The sequence below is a fragment of the Helcobacillus massiliensis genome, from assembly GCF_014191425.1.
GTDB classification, from domain to species: domain Bacteria; phylum Actinomycetota; class Actinomycetes; order Actinomycetales; family Dermabacteraceae; genus Helcobacillus; species Helcobacillus massiliensis.
On the sequence record NZ_JACHWP010000008.1, the window covers coordinates 1 to 16,317 of the forward strand.

General features: G+C 68.6%; 12 protein-coding genes and 1 pseudogene. 4 read left to right on the forward strand and 9 right to left on the reverse strand.

Features of this window, described 5'->3' with window-relative positions:
- Positions 1-861: pseudogene (locus FHX50_RS09410) on the forward strand (MobF family relaxase); the annotation flags it as partial.
- An 80-nt stretch (positions 862-941) separates the two neighbouring features.
- Here FHX50_RS09410 and FHX50_RS09415 read toward each other — a convergent pair.
- Together FHX50_RS09415 and FHX50_RS09420 are read right to left on the reverse strand one after the other, a co-directional pair.
- Complete coding sequence (locus FHX50_RS09415) at positions 942-1,946, reverse strand: DNA-processing protein DprA (RefSeq protein WP_183376934.1); 1,005 nt, start codon at positions 1,944-1,946, stop codon at positions 942-944.
- Between the two features lie 67 nt (positions 1,947-2,013).
- A complete protein-coding gene (locus tag FHX50_RS09420) occupies positions 2,014-2,358 on the reverse strand; it encodes a sulfate permease (RefSeq protein WP_183376936.1) in 345 nt (114 codons plus the stop codon).
- A gap of 283 nt (positions 2,359-2,641) precedes the next feature.
- On the opposite strand from FHX50_RS09420, the gene FHX50_RS09425 reads away from it, so the two are divergent.
- A complete protein-coding gene (locus FHX50_RS09425) occupies positions 2,642-6,013 on the forward strand; it encodes an NACHT domain-containing protein (RefSeq protein ID WP_183376938.1) in 3,372 nt (1,123 codons plus the stop codon).
- 538 nt (positions 6,014-6,551) lie between these two features.
- Here the strand turns inward: FHX50_RS09425 and FHX50_RS09430 are convergent.
- The 3 genes from FHX50_RS09430 to FHX50_RS09440 form a co-directional block, all read right to left on the reverse strand.
- Positions 6,552-7,373: a hypothetical protein gene (locus FHX50_RS09430; RefSeq protein WP_183376940.1), complete on the reverse strand. Its 822-nt coding sequence runs from the start codon at positions 7,371-7,373 to the stop codon at positions 6,552-6,554.
- Between the two features lie 138 nt (positions 7,374-7,511).
- Positions 7,512-7,907, reverse strand: a complete 396-nt coding sequence (locus FHX50_RS09435; protein ID WP_183376942.1) for a hypothetical protein — start codon at positions 7,905-7,907, stop codon at positions 7,512-7,514.
- Positions 7,904-8,401, reverse strand: coding sequence for an NUDIX domain-containing protein (locus tag FHX50_RS09440; protein ID WP_183376944.1), 498 nt, complete (start codon positions 8,399-8,401; stop codon positions 7,904-7,906). The genes FHX50_RS09435 and FHX50_RS09440 overlap by 4 nt, the downstream gene beginning before the upstream one ends.
- A gap of 71 nt (positions 8,402-8,472) precedes the next feature.
- On the opposite strand from FHX50_RS09440, the gene FHX50_RS09445 reads away from it, so the two are divergent.
- Both FHX50_RS09445 and FHX50_RS09450 read left to right on the forward strand, forming a co-directional pair.
- Positions 8,473-9,474, forward strand: coding sequence for a DMT family transporter (locus FHX50_RS09445; protein WP_183376946.1), 1,002 nt, complete (start codon positions 8,473-8,475; stop codon positions 9,472-9,474).
- A 71-nt stretch (positions 9,475-9,545) separates the two neighbouring features.
- On the forward strand, positions 9,546-10,496 hold the full coding sequence (locus FHX50_RS09450) for a sugar-binding domain-containing protein (RefSeq protein WP_183376948.1): 951 nt from the start codon (positions 9,546-9,548) through the stop codon (positions 10,494-10,496).
- 327 nt (positions 10,497-10,823) lie between these two features.
- Here the strand turns inward: FHX50_RS09450 and FHX50_RS09455 are convergent, their stop codons facing one another.
- The 4 genes from FHX50_RS09455 to FHX50_RS09470 all read right to left on the reverse strand — a co-directional run bounded on the left by FHX50_RS09455 (position 10,824) and on the right by FHX50_RS09470 (position 16,264).
- Positions 10,824-13,448: a lamin tail domain-containing protein gene (locus FHX50_RS09455; RefSeq protein ID WP_183376950.1), complete on the reverse strand. Its 2,625-nt coding sequence runs from the start codon at positions 13,446-13,448 to the stop codon at positions 10,824-10,826.
- Positions 13,449-13,700: 252 nt separating this feature from the next.
- Entirely contained in the window at positions 13,701-14,345 is a 645-nt protein-coding gene (locus tag FHX50_RS09460) for a hypothetical protein (protein ID WP_183376952.1), read from the reverse strand.
- A gap of 116 nt (positions 14,346-14,461) precedes the next feature.
- Positions 14,462-14,857, reverse strand: coding sequence for a glycosyltransferase family protein (locus tag FHX50_RS09465; protein ID WP_183376954.1), 396 nt, complete (start codon positions 14,855-14,857; stop codon positions 14,462-14,464).
- Between the two features lie 597 nt (positions 14,858-15,454).
- Complete coding sequence (locus tag FHX50_RS09470; protein WP_183376956.1) at positions 15,455-16,264, reverse strand: hypothetical protein; 810 nt, start codon at positions 16,262-16,264, stop codon at positions 15,455-15,457.
- Positions 16,265-16,317: the final 53 nt, after the last annotated feature.

The following is a 16,317-nucleotide window of genomic DNA, read 5'->3' on the forward strand; positions in this document are numbered from 1 at the left end:
TTCATCCTTGACCGCCCTGACGATCACGCCACCGCGCATCCGGGCGACAATCCCGACGCCACCGCCCGCACTGTCCTCTACGGCGTGCTCCAACACAGCGGTGCTGAGCTGTCGGCGCACGAGACCATCACCGCCGAACAGGACCGGTGGGGCTCGATCGCCCAACTCGCCGCCGAATACGAAACCATCGCCGCCGCAGCCCAACACGACCGCTGGGCTGCTCTCATCACCACCAGCGGCCTCACTACCGACCAGGCGCAAGCCGTGATCGACTCCGATGCTTTCGGCGCTCTGACCGCGGAACTGCGCCGGGCCGAAGCCAACCACCACAACGTCGACACCCTCCTGCCACGCCTCATCAAGGCGCGCGGATTCGCCGACGCCGACGACATCGCCTCCGTCATCCACTACCGCCTCGCCCAGGCCACCGCCCGACCCGCCGGCTCCGGCCGCACACGACAAGCGCCGCGTCTCATCGCAGGGCTCATTCCCGAAGCCACCGGCCCCATGACCCCCGACATGCAACGGGCCCTGACCGAACGCCGCCACCTCATCGAAACCCGGGCAGAAGCCGTCCTCGACACCGCCCTCCACACCCACGAGCCATGGATCACAGCACTCGGTCCGATACCCACCAGTGGGCGGGAGCGGCAGCACTGGCGACGCCGCGCCCTGGTCGTCGCCGCCTACCGCGACCGCTACGCGATCACCGACGGGAGTCCACTCGGACAGGTGCCGCAGGCGACCGCGCAGAAGATCGATCGTGCCCGCGCAGATGCCGCACTTCGCGCACTTACGAGCCCGCAGCACCGAGACCAGCAGCGGCCAGCTCAGAGCCTCGCCCGAAAGCTCGAGTTTTGACCAGGCCAATCGCAGGACAGAGGAAGGGCCTCACATCACGGGATGCGAGGCCCTGCACGAAGAGGGCGGTGCTCGGGCGCCTACATCGACCGCGTCGGCTTATCCGTTGACGGCACCGGGCGGTGTGCGAACTCCGGCCCCATCGCTGCTCGATCAGCGCCGCGGCCAGGCGCCCGGTTGATCAGATCCTCAACGTCTCTCCCGTCGGTGACCAGGTGGGCGGTGCCGTTACGCAGCAGCATGTGCGGGCCACTGCTGGTCACCGAGGTCACCGGTCCCGGGACCGCGCCGACGCTCCGGCCCAAACGCTGCGCCTCGACCGCCGTATGCAGCGCACCCGAACGTACGCCCGCCTCGACCACCACGGTGCTCCCAGACAGCGCCGCCATCAGCCGCCCGCGCGCCAGGAACCGCTGCCTCGTCGGCACCGACCCCGGCGGCACCTCACTGACCAGCAGACCAACATCCGCGATCCGATCAAGCAGTTCCCGGTGACCGGCCGGGTACGGGCGGTCCACCCCGTTAGCAAGCACCGCAACCGTGTCCGCACCCGACGCCAGCGCTGCCCGGTGAGCGGCGCCCTCGATCCCGTACGCTCCACCGGCCGCCACGACCCGCTCGCCGCGCGAGAGGTCGCCAGCAACCTGACTGGCGACATGCTCGCCATACGCCGTCGCCGCCCGAGCACCCGTGACCGTCACCAGATCCGCGGTCGGCCGGGCCAGGAACGACGTGGCACCGCGCGCCCACAGCACATACGGGGCACGGTCGCCCAGCTCATTCAGTACCTGCGGCCAGTGCGCATCACCCGGAATCACCGTGGCAACCCCTGACTGCTCGATGCCGCGCATCCGTTCGGCCACATCCTCAACTCGGTGCGGCAACGCGAGACGATCGCGCCAAACCTGCGCGTCCACACGATTCAACCCCGGCACCGCGCCGTCGCCGTCGAGCAGGCGGATCGTCTCGACGCCACCTTCACGGGCGAGCAGCCGCCCGGTGATGGCGTCGTCGGGTTCAGACAGAAACGACAACAGCATCCGCGCGCGACGTTCATCAGTCGCCAGATCAGCGATACCGGCCATGACGTGGCCTCCTTCTCGGTCAGATGACGCCGAAAAGGTGCACAGCACGCACGCAGCGGGCTCGCGGTCAGGCGACTGCAGCCACGGAGCGGCGAGACAGACGACGCTCGCGCCATTCGACAGCACGAGCCTGCAGCAGCAGGGCCACGCTGACCGGGCCCATGGTCGCGAACTTCATCGCGTTCCAGACGCACAGCACCACCAGCACGTGCAGCCAGCCCGGTGCGCCGTCCTCGATCAACACCGTGAGGAAGCTCGCGACGTACAGGTAGGGGAGTACCAGCAGCATCGCCGGCACGCCCCACTTCAGCCCACGACGCGCGCGGATCGCATCGAGCAGGATGTTGGTGGGCATGTATCGGCGCAGGAAGTAGCGCGTGTAGACGCTGCCGATCCAGATCAGGCGGAACATGAGCACAGTCCTCTCCTCGTCTCCGGCGACAAGGAATCATGAAGGACCGCTCCGGCCGAAGCCAGCTGGTCGCCCCACCACGTCCGGCGGTGGGCCACGCAGGTAGAGGCCGCCTACCGTCAACGATACCGCCGTCGGCGTTGCCTTGGAAGAGGCTCGGCGCACCATGGGTCTGCGTGGCTCCGTGCATCCGCTCAGCGAACGAGGTTCAATAGATGCAACAGGTGAGAGGTTCCCGACGGCGCCCAGCGAGATGATCGGGCTGGAGCAGAGGGAGCAGACAATGCCCGAGAGTCGCCACCGGTACCTCTACGAGCGTCTCGGAGACCACGACTTTCAGCAGCTCGTCAGCGCACTGCTTGCGAATCAGTTCCCCGACTACATTCCGATGGCACTGCGTCAGGCCGATGGCGGACGCGACGGCCTGCGCAGGGTTGACGCTTCGAAGGTCCTGATCTATCAGGTCAAGTGGTCGGTCACTGGCAAGGAGAAGGACCCGGTCACCTGGCTCGACCAGGTCGTCAAGAACGAGGAAGCCAGTCTGAGGCGTCTGGCGGCGCAGGGAGTCCGTCACTACACACTGGTCACTAACGTCGGCAGCACGGCCAAGGAGGATTCGGGCACGTTCGACCGACTGGACAAGAAGCTCCAGGCGTACGCGAAGGAGTTCGGCTATGAGCAGATGGCCTGCATCTGGCGCGAGGCCCTGAACCCGTGGGTCGATAATGCCCCCACCGAGACGAAATGGGCCTACGCCGAGATGCTCGCCGGGTGGGACCTGGTGCGATACCTTGTCGCCGAACACGTCGGCGTCGGGGCGGATAAGGCGCATCGTGACCTGGTCCGCAAGGTTGCCGCAACCCAGTGGGAAGAGGACAAGCGCGTCAAGTTCAGCCAATCTGACGTGGACCGAGAGAAGATCGTGGACCTCTTCGTCGACGTCACCGCCGATCGTGTCCACACCGCAGCCAGCCGACACTCGCAAGCACAAGCAGCGAACACAGTGGGTGGTGCCGCCGCCTACCTGCTGCGCGCACCGGCTCCTTTTACACTCGTCCGCGGCGCGCCGGGACAGGGCAAGTCGACGCTGAGCCAGTTCATCTGCCAGGCCCACCGCAGGTTGTTCATCCCCGAGGCCGAGTGGCCTGACTCGCTCCCCAAACTGGATCAACCACGTTTCCCTATCAGGCTGGACCTGAGCGACTATGCACTCTGGCTCGGCGGCAACAACGTGTGGGACCACCACGCCGAGGACCGCAGGCAGCCGAAGGCCAAGGCACGTAGGGGCGAGCAGGCGACGATCGAGTGCTTCCTTGCCGACCTGATGACCCACGAGAGCGGCGGAATCACCACCGACGCGAAGACGGTGCAGGACATCTTCGAGCGGGTGCCCAGCCTCGTCGTGCTGGACGGGCTCGACGAAGTCGGCAGCGCCACCATGCGCGGCAGGATTGTTAGAGAGATCGACAAGTTCGTCAGTCGCGGAAAGGCCTACACCGACCCGCCCAAGGTCATCGTCACCACGCGCCCCAGCGCCGGTGAACTTCCTGAGCCGTCGTCCAACCTGTTCGAGATCGTGACCCTTAACCAGCTCACCGTCGAGCAACGGGACACGTACCTGCGCAAATGGTGTGCGGTCCGGGGGATCAAGGGCAAGGACGGTCGTGCCTTGCGGAAGAGCTTTAAGGACAAGAGCCGCGAGCCCTACATCAACGAACTCGCCGGTAACCCGATGCAGCTCACGATCCTGCTCGATCTCCTCCACCAACAGGGTGCTGCTACGCCCACGCAACGCACCGATCTCTACGACAAGTACGTCGAGCTTCTCCTGGCCCGCGAAGCGAACAAGCATCCCAAAGCGGTGCGCGATCACAAGGAAGAACTACTCGAGATCATCCCGTTCCTCGGCTGGTACCTCCACGCACACACCGAGGAATCTCAGATCAACGGCCGCATGAGCGTGGGCGAACTCAAAGAAGCAATGCGGCACTTTCAACGCACCTACGGCAACCGCGAGTCGATCGTCGACCAGCTCTTCGAGGGCGCCAGTGACCGCCTGTGGGCACTGACCAGCAAAGTCGACGGAACCTACGAGTTCGAGGTCCTCTCCTTACGGGAGTACTTCGCCGCCCGCTTCCTCTATCACAACGCGGGCGAGGACAACACGGACTTCGACAGCACGACCGTGCTACGCGAGCTGCTACGTCGACCGTATTGGCTCAACACCGCCAGGTTCTATGGTGGCAACGCGAAGGGCAACGGCATCTACCCCCTGACTGCCGGAATTGAGCAAGAACTGGCCCAGAGCACATCGCCCGCCTCCTACCTCGCCGCATGGGCACTACTCACAGACGGTGTGTTCCTGCGCCGCCCCCGCGAGGCACGCAAGATCCTCACAGCACTCTGCTCCGACGCCGGGATCACGATCCTCCTGGCAGCGCTCGACCGCCGCGACATCATTCCGCTGCCCGAAATGCCCGACCTCCCAGGCGAGGACGGCCCTGATCCAACCTGGAATCGGCTCACCACTCTGATCAGCAAGGACCCAACCGACAGTGACAACACTCAGCGCGTACGCGCTCTGCGCGAGCTATTGAACCAACGCAGCCAGTTCGGCACATGGTGGTACAAGCAACTCACCGCAGCCATCGGCACACCTCAGCAGAACGCATGGCTCAACATCGGTGCTCAGTGCGAGGCCGGCGCTGGTGTCGCCGCATCGTTCGAGCACATCGACCTTTCCGAGGGCGCTGCTGAACTCTTTCTGAGCGCTGGCCTCGTCCCGGCGCCCGGAAGCGCACTCGAAGCAGCACTCCTCAACGCGGTCTTGGATGGAGAGTGCCCGCACGTGACATCGACTCGATCCATGCCAGCACAAGTCGCGGTCGCCCTCTCCCCAAGAGCCTTCCTTACGAACTCCAAAACGGGTTTCGTTGCCAGCGACGAGAAGACGAAACGTCGGCGAAGCGACGCGATCAGCCAGCTCAGAAGGACCGGATCTCCGTACGCTCAGATAGCCAAGCAGCGAGCCTTCAAAGCTGGGCAGAAGGGCAGTACGTTCCCTTGGTCGGAGACCGCCGCCGCTTTGCACGCACACGCCGGGCGCCGGTGGCTTGCCTCTGAAATCGCCATCCTCGGTGCGGCGTCTCCCTTTTCGCTGGCCTACACTAAGAAATCCGGTACGACGCCCTTCGGAACTACTAGCCACCCCTCCGAACTCCTTGCTCAGGCCCGTGCCAACGGCCGCAATGCTGAATGGTGGCGCGAGCAGTTTGAGGCCCTCGATAACGACCTGGATAGCGCGGAATGGGCTCTCGCCCTGTGGTGCACCGCTTCCGGCCCGGTCATCTCAGAACTGATGCCGTTGCTGGAGACCGTGCTAGCCCAGCTACCTGCGCCGCGGCGCACCACTGTACTCCGTGCCGCCGAACAGGCTGCACGTTACGGCTGGCTGAGAGGTCGACCGGTGACCGCGGCGACGGGCGACCCGGAGCTGGCCGCCCTCAACCAACTCCGAGTCCCGGGAACGTCGACGGCGGAGCGAGGCGGCGTGATGTCCTCAGCTCGCGAAAATTCGGCGGGGTCACCCTCGCTGCTCAGCGTGGCCCGAGAGCAGAAGTGGCTCAAGGTCGATGCCATGCCCAGTTATCGGTAGGGGCAGCAGTGGAAGCGTGCGGATCGTCGTCGGTCTCACCGCACTCGACCATGCGTGTCTCGTAGGGTTACGCCTTCGGCGAGAAGGTAGTTGCGCACGGTGCCGGCGGAGTACCCAAGACCGGTACCGACACGTTCCAGCGATTCGCCCTCCGCATATCTACGGGTCATTTCAGCTACCTCAGAAGGGGATGGTGCGGTGCGGCGGAGACGGACTCCCCGCGCCCGCAACAGAGACCCTAGCCGCTGCCGGCTCACGCCGAGGTCCCGCATGATCTCCCGCAACGTCTCTCCGGTCGCGTACCGGGCCTCAGCTATGAGCAGCTCCTCCTCGCTAATCTGTGTCTGCTGCCGGGCGCGCGGCGCCTCGCTATCACGCGACTGCCTAGTGCGGAGCCTGATCGCGCTGTGCATAGATCTCATCCGAGACAGCCGCGGGGCAAGTTTCGACAAGCCTCCCGCTAGGTCCACAGAGGATTCAGCAGCGCCCGTTCCGCATCTGCGGGGCGGGCGCTGCTGTGTTCCGCGCACCGCGCGGCTCAGGCCAGCTCGCGCGGGTACTCACCGCGGTAGCCGAGGAAGTCCACCCGCAGGCCGTTCTCGCCGCGGCGCACCCGCACCATGCGGGTGATCGAGTAGATCGCGCCGACCACTCCGAGGTATTCGAGCATCTCCTCGATCTGGATGGCCAGCATGAGATGCCAGGTGACCTGGCCGAAGTGCTTCTCAATGTGGCCGCCCACGGTCTCCAGCACCACGGCACCCAGCAGGAACACCGCACCGGAGAGCACGAGGCCCACCACCACGGAGCGGGGCAGATGCCACAGCAGCGGCAGCATCACGAGCGCCACGAACAGCACCACGATGATCCCGGCCGCCACCCAGCTGTAGGACAGCAGCCCCTCCGGCATGTGCAGCTTGAGCTTCCCACCGACCCGGTACAGCTCCTCGTGCAGCATGCTGGCCTCATCCGCGGACGCATACAGCGCGATCGCCGCCAGGATGTACCAGAGGAAGGATCGGCGGTCAGCGGCGAGCCCTACCACGACCGCGGTGACGGCGAACAGCATCCAGAGCGACGCCGCCCACCAGGCCGCAACGTTCGCCTCGCCGGCCACATCGAACCGCTGGAACAGCCACAGCCACACCGTGTCCGCCCACTGCGTCTGCACCATCCGCACATACAGCAGCCCTGACGCGGTCACCACGAGCGCGGAGATGACCGCGAGGACAGCGGCCAGGCGGGTGCTGCCGAGGCGGCGCGGCCGGGCGGGGCGGCGCGCTTCGCCGGCGACCCCCGCGGCCTGGGGACCGACGGGGCCTGAGGTGGGAGGCGCCGCCACCGAAGATGAACGCGACATGACCATCAGCCCTCCAAGAAGTGAAGAACAGCCTGAGGTTAGCCAAGTGGTCGGCAGATTGCCCACAAAGGCGGTCGGAGCCACACGCACCTCACGCACCAGGCACTCCCCCGGGAGGAGAAGGACGGCTCGGCCGCGTCACTCACCGATCGTCAGCTGCTCCGAGGCGGGCAGGCCGACGGGGTCATCCCCGAACGGTGCAACCTCCAGATACGACGGCACACCGCCATCGATGAACAGCAGGACGAGAGCGGAACCGTCCGCGAGATCGGCGGACAGCACGATCCTCTCGCCGCCGCTCGGGTGATCGGGCGCCGGCTCCGGTTCCAGCTCGATCGACGGGCACAGCCCGCAGCCGCACTCCCCCGACACCACGAACGCATCCAGCATCCCCAGCCACCGGTCACGGTCGGCACCCGTCGGCACCGCTTCACCACCGCCCGGCACCGCCTCGCGGATCAGCACGTCCAGCAGGGCGCGCTCCGCCGCGCTGAGGGACCGCCGCGCCGACGCGGCGTGGTCCGCGCCGGTCATCGGTTCGTGTCTGCGATCAGGCGCGGCCGAACCGACGCATCGGTCTGCAGCCAGGCCGCGATCACCCGCGGGCGCACATCGAACTCGTGCAGACGCTCGATCGGCAGCCACGCCGCCCCCGTCTGATTCTGCGAATCCGGCAGCGCCCCCAGACCCGGCTCCTCACCCTGCTCCAGGCCGCACCAGAACATCAGGTTGATCTGGTGGAAGCGCGACCCCGTCGGCTTCCCATCCTGGCGGCCGAGCCGCTCCGAAATGACCTCACAGACCACCGCGAGATCATGGACCCGCACCTGCACGCCGATCTCCTCGAGGCACTCGCGCCTCACGCCGTCCTGCACGGTCTCCCCGTGCTCGAGACCGCCGCCGGGAACAGCGAAGAAGCGCCCGCCCGTCACCGGGTCGGAGAACTCCTCCAACAGGATGTGCCCATCGGCCTGGATGAGCGCGCGCACGCCCGTGCGAACATTCGAATACCCCGGATCCAGCTCCATGCCGGTCACGCTACCACCGCCCCGCCGGCCCCACAGGACAGTGTCCGAACAGTCAGGGAAGGGAGGCTCCCATGGCCGCAGAGCAGGGCGAACAGACTTCGCAACCTGCCCCGCACCGCCCCGACGCCCCACCCGTCTGGGCGCTCGCCACCGCGTTCGCCGGCGGCGTCGTCGGCGCCGCCCAGTCCCGCATCAACGCCGAACTCGGGACCGCACTGGCCGACGGGTTCGCGGCCGGACTCACCTCCTTCACCGTCGGCCTGATCGTCGTCACCGCCGTCATCGCCGCCCGGCCCCGCCTGCGCCGACGCACCGCCGATCTCCTCACCGACCTCGCCCGCGGCCGCGTCCCCTGGCTGTACGCCTTCGGCGCGATCGGCGGCGTCGCCTACGTCCTCGGCCAGTCCCTCGTGGTGGCACTGACGGGTGTAGCGCTGTTCCTCGTGTGCGTCGTGGCGGGGCAGACGATCAGCGGAATGGTGCTGGACCGGGTCGGCTTCGGACCCTCCGGGCCGCGCACCGTCAGTCTCAACCGTCTCGGCGGCGCCGCCCTCATGCTGGTCGCCGCCGCGATCTCCGTCTCCGGCGGCTTCACCGGAGGCATCCACGTGCTGCCGCTGCTCGCCCCCATCGCCGCGGGCCTGCTCATGGGCTACCAGGCCGCCGCGAACGGCCAGGTCACCGCCCACGCCGGCCATTTCCTCGTCGCCACCCACTGGAACTTCCTGCTCGGCACCGTTCTGCTCGCCGCCGCCGCCATCGTCAACATCGTGGTCAACGGGCCGCCGACGGTGCCGCCCGCCGATCCGCTCCTGTTCACCGGCGGAGTCCTCGGCATCGCCGTGGTCGGCGTCAGTGCCGCCCTGGTGCAGTACCTCGGCGTCCTCACCTTCTCCATGACGCTCGTGGCCGGCCAGATCATCGGGTCGCTGCTGCTGGATGCTGCGCTGCACCCGTCGGCCCTCACCCTCCCGACCGTGCTCGGTGCCGCCCTCACCCTCGTGGCCGCTGTGCTGACCGCCGGGATGTGGCCGCGGCGGCGGGGCCGGGCGCGGGCAACCGCGACGGAGTAGGCTGAAGTCCCGCCGACCCCGGCCAGCAACCACGGCCATTCCCGGCCAGCGACCGACCCGAAGGAGCCGACGTGCCCGCACCGCGCGACACCGCCCTGCTGGTCCGCGCCGCGCGCCTCTACTACGAAGAGGACTTCTCGCAGGCCGACGTCGCCCGCACCCTCGGCATCTCCCGCTCCAACGTGTCCCGCATCCTCGCGCGCGCCCGCGACCAGGGCATCGTCACGATCCGCATCTCCGACCCGGAGGCCGCCCCCGCACGCGTCGGCGACCTGGAGCGCATCCTCATCGAACGCTTCCACCTCGACGACGCCATCGTCGCCTCCGACTCCGGCGAACCCGCGATCGACGCCGTCGGCCGCTCCTGCGCCGAACTCGTGGAGCACCTCGACGCCCAGTCCTTCGGCCTGTCCTGGGGGCACACCCTGCAGACCCTCGTGTCCCACATGGAGCCGCGCGGCACCCGGCAGAACATCGACGTGCTCCCCCTCGTCGGCGGGGTGTCCGGCCTCGACACCCTCGACTCCGGCGACACCCTGCTGCGCGTGTTCGCCTCCCGCCTCGGCGCGAAGCCAACGCCGCTGTACGCGCCGGCGCTTCTGGAGTCCGCGACGGCGTACTCCGCGTTCATGGGTGAGTCGTCGATCGCGTCCGTGCTGGAGCGCGCCGGCGGGGTCGACGTGGCGCTCATCGGAATCGGCTCCAAGGGCAAGCACTCCTCCACCCAGATCCTGCGCGCCATGAAGCTCACCGACGACGAAATCGCCGCGTTCGAAGCGCAGCAGCCCGTCGGCGACCTCTGCGGCCGCTACTTCACGGCCGACGGGGCCGAGATCGGTCCACCCACCAGCCAGCGCGTCATCTCCGTGACGTTCGACCAGCTCAGGTGCATCCCCACCACCGTCGGCCTCGCTGCGGGCACGGAGAAGGCGCCCGGCGTGCTCGGCGCGCTGAATACGGGCCTGCTGAACGTGGTGGTGCTGGACGTGGCGCTCGCGCAGGCCGTGCTCGGGATGGTCTGAGGCGGGCGAGGCCGGCAGCCGGGCACTCCGCCCGGGGGCACTCCTGCCGGGGCACTCCGGCCGGGGCGCGCCAGTGCAGAATTCGACGGATGTTCGTTATTCCGCCTGAATTCCGACCATCCGACGAATTCTGTGATCGGTGATCGCGCCGCAGCGTCCGCCCCGGGGTGGGATTGGCCGGCCGGGACAACGAAAGCGACTTTTTTGCGGATCGACCAGGGTCTTACTGCAAAAAAGTCGCTTTCGAATGTCGGCGTCCACGGCAGTCAGCGGTGGCGGCGCGAGCGGCGACTCTTGGGGGAAACGCCGCCGCGCCGCCGTCAGCACTCAGTCCTTGAGGCGGACCTTCCGGGCACGCATGGCGATGCCCAGACCGATGGCGCCGCCGGCAGCGGCGATCAGACCGCCCACCTCAGCGCCCGTCCGTGCCAGGACACCGCTCGGAGCAGCCTGCGCAGGCTGCTGTGCCGAGCCGGTCGAGCCGGCTCCCGCAGTACCCGGGGCGTCGGCGCCGCCCTTGCCCGGCGCGTTGGCCGAGGCGTCGCCCGGCCGCTCCGGCTCACCAGGCTGCTCAGGCTGCCCCGGCTCAGGCTGCCCGGGCTCAGGCTGCCCGGGCGCCGGCGCTTCCACCACGGCACCGAACGCGTCGCAGTCCGCCATCACGGTGGTGAGGGCTCCCGCCTTCACCCCGTCCTCGAAGAACCAGACGGCGCGCTGATCGCCGTCGCACACGTCCGAGATCGCCATGCCCTCGTGGTTGCTGTTCGGCAGGCCGGCCGGGCGGGCCAGATGCGTGATCTCCGGCTCGCCGCCGGTGAGGGCGAGGCGGGTGGTGACGCCGTCGAAGCCGTCGTCCGCGTGGACCACCAGGGTGCGGGCACCCTCGCGGTAGTCGAGCGCCATCGCGCCGTCGATGCCGGTGGCGAGATCCGCGACCAGGGTGGCGGTGCCGTCCGGGTGGAGCACGAACGCGTACACGTGCCCGTTGGCCTCCAGCGCGGTGAAGAACACGCCGCCGGACACGGCGTCCGGGTAGGCGCCGATGGTGAACGGCTTGCCGGTCGCCTGGTCCACGAACGCGCCCTCAAGGCCGGCGCCGTCAGCGAACTCGACCGCTTCGATGCCGGTGTTCGCGGACACCTGCGGCAGCAGCTCGGTCAGGTCCCATTCGGCGGAGGCGACCACGTCGGGCCCGGCCGCATTCGGATCGACCTGAAGAATCGTGTTCTGGTTGACTCCCTTGTCGCCGTTGTCGCGCTCGGACGCGGCGTAGAGGAGCCCGTCGGAGGCGGCGGTGATGCCCTCGGTGTCGGGGCCGGCGGCCGACGGGTTCTCGGCGTCGCGCTGGAACCGGCCCCGTTTGCCGTCAGCCCAGCCGTCGGCGAAGGACACGGTGCCGTCGGCGGCGGCGTTCAGCTTCCAGATGGTGCCGGTGCCGTTGTCGATGGCCCACAGGACTCCGTCGCGGTAGTCGAGGCCGGAGGAGTCCTCCAGGAACATGCCCTTCTCATCGAGGACGGTCGGGTCCTGGGCGCCGGGCCAGTCCTCAGTGTCGGGACCCGTCGGCTGCTCCCCCGTGTCGCCGTCGCAGGCGTTCGGCGCGCCCTTGGTGCCAGCGGCGGTGTCGACGACGTCGCCGGTGCCGTCAGGGCAGCGGCCGAGCGTGGTGGCGGAGTGGTCGCCCCACTCGATGATGTCGACCCGGGCGCCGAGGCGGTTGCGCAGCTCCACGTGGTCGTTCTTGCCGAGGCCGAACCCGAAGTGGGTGCCGGTATCGAACACGTACATCTCGCCGGGCTGGAGCACCGTGCCCTCGGGCACGGGAATGACGTCGGCGGCGTGGCCGACGGGATCGTTGTCCATCACGGTCCAGCCGGAGATGTCCACGGGGGTGCTGGAGGTGTTGGTGATCTCCACCCAGTCGGTGGCGTCGCCGTTGGATTCGATCTCGTTGATGGTCACGAGCGGACGGGACAGGATGTTCGCTTCGCCGGGGGTCGCTTCGGTGAGGGCGAAGGTGCCGACGCCGTCGGGGCTGCGGCCGAACGTGGCGGCGGCTTCGTCGCCGTCGATGGCGGCGTGGCCCTGCCAGGAGAAGGAGTCGATCTCCTTCCCGGTGGTGTCGAACAGGCGGATGGAGTCGCCGGAGCCGATGCCGATGGCGGTCTCGAACGTGCCGGCGTCGTACGCGCCGGTCTGGTCGTTGAACACGAGGCCGTCGCTCTTGGCGTCCACCACGAGGTGCTGGCCGGGCTGGATGACGGTGCCGTCGGGGAAGCGCCACCGGTGGTCGTCGGAGTTGTCGCGGATTTCGTACCCGGAGATGTCGAGCGGTTCGTCGCCGGGGTTGACGAACTCGACCCAGTCGGCGGGCGCGGAGTCGATCTCGTTGATGGCCATCGACCCGCTGCTGGGCTCGGGGGTGTCGGCGGTGCAGTCGTTGGCGCCGCCGAGGGTGACGCGGGTGGCGTGGGCCCAGTCGCCGATGCCGTCGCCGCAGCGGGCCCAGGCACCGAGCGGGGCGGTGGCGTCGTACATGTAGGAGTCGACGACCGCGCCGTCGGCATCGCGGATCTCGACGCGGTCGCCCTTGCCGAGGCCGAAGTCGAAGTCGCCGTTGCCGGCGTCGTCGACCTGCGTGAGGACGAGGTATTCGCCGGGCTCAAGGGTGCCGTGGAGGTCACCGAGGCCGGGCCGGTCCTTGTCATCATGGAGGGACCAGCCGTCGAGGTCCACCGGTTCGCTGCCGACGTTGAGGATTTCAACGGCGTCGGATCCGGGGCCGTTGTAGACGATCTCGCTGATGATGATGCTCGGCGAGTCGGCCGACGGGGTCGCGGCTGCCTCGATGCTGGCCGGTGAGGAGGGGGCGGCCGTGGCGGCCAGGGAGAGCCCGAAGGCTGACAGTGCGAGGCAGCTGGCGAACGCTGCCGTACGGGTGGGGATCCGCATGGGGAACCTTTCGCGTCACGAAGCGGGGGATGGGGACAGAACCGTCGGCCAGTGTGCGTGAGCAAGGCGACCCGAACGTGTCGCGGAGGTGAACGGCGAGGGCGCGGTCGCCGACGGCACCGCTGGGGGGCGGCCGACGGTTCCGGCGAGGGCGCGCGAAACGAAAGCGACTTTTCTGCGAAATGACCGCAGTCAAAGCGCAAAAAAGTCGCCCTCGATCAGATGAGCTGGGCGCGGAGAACCGCGCCGGCCTCAGCCCTTGACGATCGTCGCCTGCTGGCCGTCCTCGCTGAACTGGACGCGGGCGTCGAGGTCCTCCACGGTGTTCAGCACGTTCACGGTCGACACGGTGTGGCTGAGCAGGTGCATCTTCACCCGCTCACCGGAGTCCGAGCCGACCGCTGCGATCGCGTTGCCCACGGTCTCGAGATAGGCGGGCAGAGAGGTCGCGAGCAGGTGCAGGCCGAGCTCCTCGTCGATGTACCAGACGCCGCCGGCGTTGCCGTTGTCCGCGATGGTCACGATGATCGCTTCGTCGGCGGTCTCGAACAGGGGGTAGTACTCGTCGGTGTCGCCGAGCAGGGTGTACGGACCGAGGTCGGTGCGCTCATCGATGACGAGGTTGACCTCGAAGTCGTCGTCCAGATGGATCCCGGCGAACTCGTCCACCAGGGGCTGCAGAACGGGCGGGATCTGAGCGGCGGTCTCGTTCGGGTCGATCAGCTGAGGGCCGGCGCCGGGCACGGTGCCGGCAGCGGACGCGGAGTCGGTGGCGGCGGAGGAATCGGTGGAGGCATTCTCTGCGGCGCCAGCGGCCTTCACGAACGCGGTGAGGCGCTCGAAGGCGGGGCGGGCGGCGGAGAGGTCAAGCATCTGGGCGGGCTCGGTGTACGTCATGGGAAGTCCCTCTCTCGCAGGAGTGACCGGGCGGCGTGCCGGCACCGCTCACGATACCGGCAGGGGTCTGCGGCATCTCAGCGGCGCGGCCGACGGGTGCCGAATTTCCGAGAAGTTCACGCCCCGGGGTCGGCGGGCTCGGTCGGCGCGGTCGGCTCCGAGGGCTCCGTCGGCGCGGCCGGCTCAGCAGGCGCGGCGGGCCCGGTCGCAGTGGCGCGGATCGTCAGACCGAGGTCGGTGGCGCACACGAGGGAGCGGCCGCCGCTGGTGGCGCGGACGTACTCGCGCAGGGCGTCGTGCTCGGGGCCGATGATGAGGCAGACGTCGGTGACGCCGGCGTCGGCGAGTGCGGAGATGACGTAGTCGAGGAACGGCCGCCCCACATCGATGAGCGCTGTGACACCGCTGCCTGCGGCCGCGGCCTGCTCGGCTGTGAGGGCGGCCGACGGGTCCTCGCGGCGCATGCGGGTGCCGAGGCCGCGCGCCAGAATCACTGCATGTGTCGTGGCCATGACTTCCACGCTCATGCGGGGACCGGCCGCACGCGGCTCACGCGGCGGGTTCGCCCCGATCCGACAAGCCGATCACCGGTTGCGTCCCTCACATTCCGGGCGGTGCTGGAGACCGTCCTCCCAAGCTGGCGTCCAGGTTCGCGGGGGTCTGTTCAGGTTCGACGGGGGCGCTGTCAGGAACCGCCGCGAATCCCAGCAGATTGGGAGCCTAGTATCAGCGCCGCCCAAGGTCCATGGGTTTTCATGGTTTCAACGCGTTACGAGCGGACAGTCGTTTGAGGAGAGGACTGATCCAGAAAAGCCGTGACGCGGGGGAAAGGGATATGGCCCGGGCTCGTGGGGACGAGCCCGGGCCCTTCTTTAACCGCCCGGCCCCGGCCCGGGCGCAGCCCCCGGAACCGGCCGTGGCGGCGAGGGCTGTGCACATTCCGACCAAAAACGGCATCATTGCCCTGGCGGGGCCCTCAACGGGCCGTTTTGCTCCAGATTTTGTCCGGCCGCGCCGCGCACCGCCCCCGCAGCGGCTATCGCGCCCCCCGACCCAGCAGCCGGCTCACCCGCGGATTTCGGCCGACCCGCCGGCGGCTTTCCTCCGGTTCACCCGCGGATGTCGATGCCGAACACGCGCTTGACCTGCGCGGTCACCATCTGCGGGTGCCGCCGGTCAGACGGCGTCGACGCCCACGGCGTGAACAGTCCCGGGAAGTCCGGGTGCGTCACCTTCCCGTGCGTCGGGCCGGAGGTGCTGACCCGGAACCCGTGCGCCTTCAGCCGCAGCCGCAGTTCCCGCAGGTCAGCGGGATGCCGTGTCCCCTTCTTCCGACGGTTCGACGGTCCGCTCACGTCGATCGGCGCCTCCGCTTCGAACTCCTCCGGCCGCACGCTCAGCGCGTACCGGCTCGGCAGCACCGCGATCACATGGTTGTCCGCACGGCGCACCTGCACGGTCCACTGGCCGCGCAGAAAGTGATCGCTCGCGCCGTTGTCCGCGGTCCACACTTCCTCCGGATCGGCCACGGTCATCACCACCGTGTCGTGCGTGATCACAGCGAGCGACGTCCCGGACAGCAGCCGGATCTCCCGCTCGATCACGCGCAGCGGCCGCGTGTAGGGCCGCGGGTCGGAGGGATTGAGGGTGACGACGGCGTCGTCGGGTGCGGCCGACGGGTTCGGCACCAGCTCGAAGCGCTGCGGCTTGCGCGGGCCCGGCTTCGGGGCGGCCGACGGGTTCTGCTCGCCCGCCTCGAGCTGCTCCCGGGCCCGCTGCTGCGCCTCTCGGCTGGGAATCTGCGTGTAGTCGACCGGCCGCACTTCAGCGGCCTGCCTCCGTCGGCCCGCGAGCTGGGCGGGAGAGGGCGCGCCGGGACTGCCGGGATGCTGGCGCGGCTGGCGGGGTCGGGAGGTCATGGCTCCACGGTACCGGTGCGCTACCCTGATCGGTGCACTGGCGCCGTCACACC

Bases quoted from the DNA above. Each gene is read 5' to 3' on its own strand.
- FHX50_RS09465 (WP_183376954.1), bottom strand. From the start codon at position 14,857: ATGGCCACGACACATGCAGTGATTCTGGCGCGCGGCCTCGGCACCCGC.
- FHX50_RS09420 (WP_183376936.1), bottom strand. From the start codon at position 2,358: ATGTTCCGCCTGATCTGGATCGGCAGCGTCTACACGCGCTACTTCCTG.
- FHX50_RS09445 (WP_183376946.1), top strand. From the start codon at position 8,473: ATGGCCGCAGAGCAGGGCGAACAGACTTCGCAACCTGCCCCGCACCGC.
- FHX50_RS09430 (WP_183376940.1), bottom strand. From the start codon at position 7,373: ATGTCGCGTTCATCTTCGGTGGCGGCGCCTCCCACCTCAGGCCCCGTC.
- FHX50_RS09435 (WP_183376942.1), bottom strand. From the start codon at position 7,907: ATGACCGGCGCGGACCACGCCGCGTCGGCGCGGCGGTCCCTCAGCGCG.
- FHX50_RS09425 (WP_183376938.1), top strand. From the start codon at position 2,642: ATGCCCGAGAGTCGCCACCGGTACCTCTACGAGCGTCTCGGAGACCAC.
- FHX50_RS09440 (WP_183376944.1), bottom strand. From the start codon at position 8,401: ATGGAGCTGGATCCGGGGTATTCGAATGTTCGCACGGGCGTGCGCGCG.
- FHX50_RS09415 (WP_183376934.1), bottom strand. From the start codon at position 1,946: ATGGCCGGTATCGCTGATCTGGCGACTGATGAACGTCGCGCGCGGATG.
- FHX50_RS09470 (WP_183376956.1), bottom strand. From the start codon at position 16,264: ATGACCTCCCGACCCCGCCAGCCGCGCCAGCATCCCGGCAGTCCCGGC.
- FHX50_RS09460 (WP_183376952.1), bottom strand. From the start codon at position 14,345: ATGACGTACACCGAGCCCGCCCAGATGCTTGACCTCTCCGCCGCCCGC.
- FHX50_RS09455 (WP_183376950.1), bottom strand. From the start codon at position 13,448: ATGCGGATCCCCACCCGTACGGCAGCGTTCGCCAGCTGCCTCGCACTG.